Raw genomic sequence first — 6,000 nt, forward strand, 5'->3', positions numbered from 1 at the left:
ACAAACCCCCAATGAATAGGTCACGCTCCCCCTCGTGTATAATTGTTGTCAGTAACGTTTCAAACGTTCTGCACAGAAAACCGACGGTGCGTCTTGCGCTCTACACAACAAGCTTTCCGTGCGTACCCTGGGCCCTTCCTGACGTTCAACAAGAGGAAAGGTCCCTTCACAGCTTCAGCGGTGGGCGGCCTGGCGGTAGGCGGTGAGGGTGCGCTCGGCACAGTTGCGCCAGGTGAAGGCGGAGGCGTGGGTGCGGCGGGCGGCCGACACGTCGGGGGACGGCGGGTCCTCCAGCGCCGTGACCAGGGCGGCGGACAGGGCCTCGGAGTCGCCGACCGGCACCAGGTGGGCCTGGTCGCCGGCGACCTCGCGCAGGGCCGGCACGTCGGAGCAGACCACGGGCACGTTGCAGGCCAAGGCTTCCAGCACCGGCAGCCCGAAGCCCTCGTCCCGGGAGGGCAGGACCAGGGCGGCGGCGCCGGCGACGACGCTGCGAAGGTCCACATCGGACAGGTAGCCGGTGGTCCGCACCCGGTCCCCGTCGGCGTGGTGCCCGGGGCCGACCAGCAGCAGCGGGGGGAGCGACGGAGTGGCGGCGTGGGCCGCCAGCAGCGTCGGCAAACCCTTGCGAGGACCGTCGGCGCCGACAAAAAGCAGGTACTCGGAGGGCAGCTTCAAGCGGGTCTGGAGGGAGTCGCTCGGCGGCCGGGCGGCGAACCAAGCGGGGTCGACACCAAGTGGCGTCACGACAATGCGGTCGGCCGGCACGCCGAGGCGCTCGGTGACGACGTTGGCGACGGCCTGGGTGGGCGTGCACACGACGGCGGCCCGGCGGGCGCACTTCCGCACCAGCTCGGGGAGTTCGCGGTCGCTCGGCGGCAACTCGTCGACGGCGTCGAGGAAATCCAGGTCGTGCACGGTCATCACGCCGCCGGCGATCAACGCGGGCGGCAGCACGAAGTTGGTGCCGTGCACCACGTCCGCGAGCCCGGCGTAGATCTCCACCGGTGGGAACGAGGACCTGAGCCAGCTCTTGCGCAGCAGCCGGGCCGACACGGGCATGCCCCGGGCCCGAACTCCGTGCGGCAGCACGGATCGCAGCCCACGCCAGCCGCGGAACGTGTACGCCACGGCACGCACGTCCACCTCGTCCGGCATGGAGGCGAGCTCCTCGGCCAGCGCCGAGGTGTAGCGGCCGATCCCGGTGCGCTGCCCGAGCAGCGGCGTGCCGTCCAGCAGCACCTTGAGTCGGTCAGCCACGGGTCAACCGGATCACTCGGCCGGCCGCGCGGCGAGCCAGCTCGACCGGCCCGCCCGCGTTCAGGTACTCCCGCACCAACCCGATGTCCCTACGCAGCGTGCCGACCGCGCCCAGCGGCTCCTCCCGCACCAGCGGACCGGCGGCGACGAGCCGGTCGGCGGCCGGTCGCGGCGCGCGGCAGAACTCCACCAGCGGCGCCAACACCACATCCCACGTGTACCGCTCCCGCACCACCGCTATCCGCTCCCGACACCCGTCCGCGAACTCCTCGTCGTAGAGCACACGTTCCAGGGCCTCGGACAGTTCACCCGGATCCTCCGGCGACACCACCACACCGAGCCGTTCCCGCCTGATGAGATCGGCGAAGGAGTCGCCGTCGGTGGTGACGATCGGCAGCCCGGCCCACAGGTAGTCCAGCACCCGCGTGCGGAACGCGAAGGTGGTCTCCACGTGCTCGAAGTGCGTGGTCACGCCGCAGTCGCCGTCCAGCAGCCAGTTCTGCCGGTCGGCGTAGGGCACCCACTGCTCGTTGAAGAACACGTGCGTGCCGACCAGACCGAGCCGGGCGGCGAGGCTGCGGGTGCGGCCGGCGATGCCCATGTCGGGCACCTCCGGATTGGGGTGGCGCATGCCCAGGAAGAACAGACGCACGTTGTCGTGCCGGGCCCGCAGCTGGTCGACGGCGTGCACGAGGGTCAGCGGGTCGAACCAGTTGTAGACCCCGCCGCCCCACACGATCACCTTGTCCTGCTGGGAGATTCCGCCGACCACGCCCTTGATCGCCGGCGCGGTGCGCTGCGCGGGCTTGGCCGGCAGCCCGAACGGGACCTCGGCGATCAGCGAGCGGGTGGTCGGGTCGGCGTCATAGACCTGCGGGGTGAGCCGGCCCAGCGCGGCCAGGTGGCCGAGCCAGAAGTGGCGCTGCCGGTCGGAGGCGCACAGGAAGAAGTCGCCCCGCTTGAGCTGGTTGTTGAGCACGGCCGTGACGCCGACGACGTCCTTGGCCCGCTTCTCGTCGTTGCCGCCCTTGGCCTGCTCCAGCAGTTCCAGGTGCATCGGGTCGTAGACGTCGCAGACGACGATCTTGGGCGAGCGCGGGTGCTTGAGGCTCTGCACCATCTCCAGCACGTGGCCCTGCAACACGATCACGTCGGCCCAGTCGACGTGATCGAGCAGGCCGCGCACCGTGGACTGGGCGACAGGGAAGGGGGCGGCCGGCGGGTCGCAGCGCTTGTTGGTGGAGACCAGCCGCACATCGTGCTCGCCGGCCAGGGTCTCGGCCATGTGCCAGGCCCGGATGGCCGGGCCGGCCATCTGCTCGGACAGCGCGTCGCCGGTGATCACCAGCACCCGCCGCGGCCGGCCGAACGGCTCGTCAAGGCCGAACGCGTCGACCAGCGCCTCGTGCGCGGCGAGGTAGCGCGGCAGCGGGTAGGCCGGCTCCATTGCCTTGCGCATCAACGGAACCAGGTCCTTGTCGGTGCGCACGCGGGCGGCCTGCTCGACCTTGCGGGACTCGGCCAGCGCGGGCAGCAGCTCCACGAACTGGTCGATGGCCAGCAGGCCGGCGAGCGTTTCCCGAGGCACGGCAACGGGTTCCGCGTCCTGTGCGCGGTCGGCCGGGCGCTTGGTGATCTCCAGCTGGGTGGCGTCGATGTCGCCGCGAGCCGTGGCCCGGCGCACGGCCAACGCCATCGCCGCGGGCATCGCCCTGGCCAGGGTCTCGTCCGAGAGGTTCTTGTACATCGCCGCGAGAGCGTTGCGCTCCAACAGGAAGTACTCACGCGAAGTGTCCACGTCGGACATGGAGGCGTGGTGGCGGTGGTAGGCCACCGACCGCGGCTCGTAGCGCACCCGCCAGCCGCGCAGGTTCAGCCGCCAGCCCAGGTCCACGTCCTCGTAGAACATGAAGAAACGCTCGTCGAAGCCGCCCAGCGCGCGGAACAGGTCGGCCCGCACGAACAGCGCCGAGCCGGTGCCGAACAGCACGTCCCGGGCCACGTCGTGGCTGCCGTCGTCGGGTTGGCCGGCGAACCGCTTGTAGCCCATGCCGAACCAGGTCAGGCCGCCGTCGACGAAGTCGATCAGCTTGCCCTCCCAGTCCAGCACCTTGCTGGCGACCGCGCCGACGGTCGGGTGCGCGCGCAGCGTCTCCACCGCGGCGGCGACCCAGTCGGCGTGCGGACGGGCGTCGTTGTTGAGGAAGGCCAGCACCTCGCCGGTCGCGTGCTGGACGCCGAGGTTGCAGCCGCCGGCGAAGCCGAGGTTGTCGGGGGCCTGGACGAACGTCACGCCAGGCTCGTCGCGCAGGCGTTCGGCGCTGCCGTCGCCGGAGTTGTTGTCGACGCAGACCAGCTGGAGGCGGTCGGCCGGGTAGTCCAGCTCCGTGCGCAGCGCGCGCAGGCAGGTCAGGGTGTCCTCGACGCCGCGGTAGTTGACGACGACAACCGACACCGACGGCTGGGTTACCCCCTCCGACACGCTTGTCTCCCTCCGTACGTGAGACACAAGCCTGCACTACGGACCTGTGCGTGCCGAGATCAGGGTAAACCCCGATTGCTCCCCCATGCTCGTCCGAGCTATGTTTTGCTTAGCCGAGCAAGAAGCGGCTCAATCAAGCAAAGGAGGGGTCATGACCAGGGTGATCAACCTGCTGTACGTGAATCTCGGACTCGCGCTGCTCCAGGCCGTGCTGACCTTCGTCTTCTACGCCCAGCTCGTCGCCTACCAGGCGCACGGCAGCGCGGAGGCCTACAGCGTGTTCGAGAACACAACCTGGATCCGCCCGGTGGCGGTGTCCCTGGTGTCGCTGATCTACGTCGGCATCGCCCGCAAGCTGCGGGCCGGCAGCCGCGCCACCTACATCCGCGTGGTGGTCATCGCCGTGGTCGGCTCCCTGGGCCTGGCCTACGCCATCAGCACCGGGCAGTTCCCGCTCTGGATGGAGACGCTGATGGGCGCCCAGGCCGTGGTGCTGGTGGGCTTGTTCGTCGCCGCGATGCAGCCGTCGGTCCGCACCCTGTTCGCTAAGCCTCGATCCACCGGTCTAGATTGCTGGTGATCTTGGTTTCGTGAAGTGGCTGCGTCAGCGATCTTGCTCGCGGCTGTGGGCAGCCGGAAACCGCTGGTCTGTCCAGCTTTCCACGACAGGGTCTCCGGTCGAGCCTTGAGAAGGCGGGATGCTGATCAGGCAGTCCTGGGCGGGGCGTGGGCGGTTGCCGACAGTGCCAGCCAGGCCGGTTCCCAGGGCCAGTGCTGGGGTAGGTGCAGGATCAGCCGGCGTGCCCGGTGCGCGATGCGGGCGGGAACGTTGATCAGCTGACGGCGCAGCGTGGCGATGCGGGCTTTGGCGCAGTGTCCGCCAGCCAGGCAGCCAGCGGCGCGGGTGAGGTTGAACGCGATCGCCGCGCAGGTCAGCCAGGCGGCGTTCGCGGCGAAGCACCCCGACGGGAAGTGCGCCAGCGGGCCGTGTTTGAGGTCGTCGTTGACGTGCTCGATGACCGCGTGCTGGCGGTGGGTTGCTTCGGCCTCGACCAACTCGGCGGTGCTGGTGGTGAAAAAGGCGTGACACCGCCAGACCGGGAACAACGCGTCGAGGTGGTTCTGGTCGCGGACCCGTCGCACCACCAGCCGTCCGACCACCCGGTGCTGCTTGTCCGCGGCGAAGGCGGTGAACGGGGTCTCGGCGATCTCCGCGTCACTGATCCACGCTTGGGTCTGGGCGTCCCACACCGCTTTCGGGTAGCGGATCGGCATCCACGCCGACTCCTGGACTCCGGCGATCGCGGCGACCACCGAGGGGTACTGGTTGATCGTGACCGACACCGCCACGCCCGCCTGCCGGCAGGCGGTGATCAACTCGCCGACGTAGAAGGCCGAATCGCCGCGAAACAGCATCCGTCCCGGTTGGCCGCCACAGCCACGGGCCACACTGATCAGTTCTCGTGCCATGCTGGCCGCGCCCCGTGCCGAGCCGGCGTTGCCCGCTCGCAGCCGGGTGGCGGCGATCACTGGCGCCGCGGTGGGGGTGGACAGCGTGGCGATCAGCGGGTGATAGCCCCGTAACCGCACGACATAGCCGCCCACCTTCGCGTGTCCGAACGCCGCGCCCTGCTTGGCGTGCCCGAACACCTCACCCAACGTCGAATCCGCATCGAGAAACATCATCTGTTCGGCGCCGGGCAGCAGCGGAGTCCGCGAGGCCAGGCCGATGGTGATCTGTCGGGCCACCGACTCCAGTTGCCGGGCGTGTCCCCAGGTGAACGCGCGCAGGAAGGTGCCCACTGTGGACGGTGCGCGTGCTCCGGTGAACAACCGGCCCATCCCGCCGTGCCGGACCACGTCCAGGTCGTCGATGCTGTCGGCGCCGGTGAGCATCCCGGCCACGATCGAGCCGACCTTCGCCGCGGGGTTCGCCCCTGCCGATTCCGGTATCCGCACCCGGTCCTCGACCAGGTCGTGCAGGCCGGCCTGCTCGGCCAGTCGCATCACTGGCACGACACCGGCCGACGCCACCAGATTCGGATCATCGAACACCGCGCCCACTCGCACGGCGCTATGACATAATCGCACCTCGGAGATGCCCTCTCGGTCGGGATGGATCGTTCCTTCAGCAAGACCGATTATCCTCACCTGGAGGGCATTTCCCTGTTCACGCCACACCTCGCGGCCCGAGATCACCAAGATCACCGGTGGATCGAGGCTAAGAAGGTGGCGGCGTGAACCGCCGGAAGCTGCTC

General features: G+C 69.5%; 4 protein-coding genes. 1 reads left to right on the top strand and 3 read right to left on the bottom strand.

All coding sequences use genetic code 11. The features are described 5' to 3' along the window. Positions 1-174 precede the first annotated feature (174 nt). Together KUTG_RS31575 and KUTG_RS31580 are read right to left on the bottom strand one after the other, a co-directional pair. Positions 175-1,260: a glycosyltransferase family 4 protein gene (locus KUTG_RS31575; protein WP_043721930.1), complete on the bottom strand. Its 1,086-nt coding sequence runs from the start codon at positions 1,258-1,260 to the stop codon at positions 175-177. Further along, a complete protein-coding gene (locus tag KUTG_RS31580; RefSeq protein WP_043721932.1) occupies positions 1,253-3,742 on the bottom strand; it encodes a glycosyltransferase in 2,490 nt (829 codons plus the stop codon). Before KUTG_RS31580 ends, KUTG_RS31575 begins: the two co-directional genes overlap by 8 nt. A gap of 151 nt (positions 3,743-3,893) precedes the next feature. On the opposite strand from KUTG_RS31580, the gene KUTG_RS31585 reads away from it, so the two are divergent. Then, positions 3,894-4,322 carry a hypothetical protein gene (locus tag KUTG_RS31585; RefSeq protein ID WP_157494887.1) on the top strand — a complete coding sequence of 143 codons (429 nt, stop codon included), beginning with the start codon at positions 3,894-3,896 and terminating at the stop codon, positions 4,320-4,322. A gap of 125 nt (positions 4,323-4,447) precedes the next feature. Here KUTG_RS31585 and KUTG_RS31590 read toward each other — a convergent pair whose 3' ends face one another. Then, a complete protein-coding gene (locus KUTG_RS31590; protein WP_043715283.1) occupies positions 4,448-5,833 on the bottom strand; it encodes an IS1380 family transposase in 1,386 nt (461 codons plus the stop codon). Between the last annotated feature and the right edge of the window lie 167 nt (positions 5,834-6,000).

Source organism: Kutzneria sp. 744 (assembly GCF_000568255.1).
Taxonomy (GTDB): domain Bacteria; phylum Actinomycetota; class Actinomycetes; order Mycobacteriales; family Pseudonocardiaceae; genus Kutzneria.

Bases quoted from the DNA above. Each gene is read 5' to 3' on its own strand.
- KUTG_RS31585 (WP_157494887.1), top strand. From the start codon at position 3,894: ATGACCAGGGTGATCAACCTGCTGTACGTGAATCTCGGACTCGCGCTG.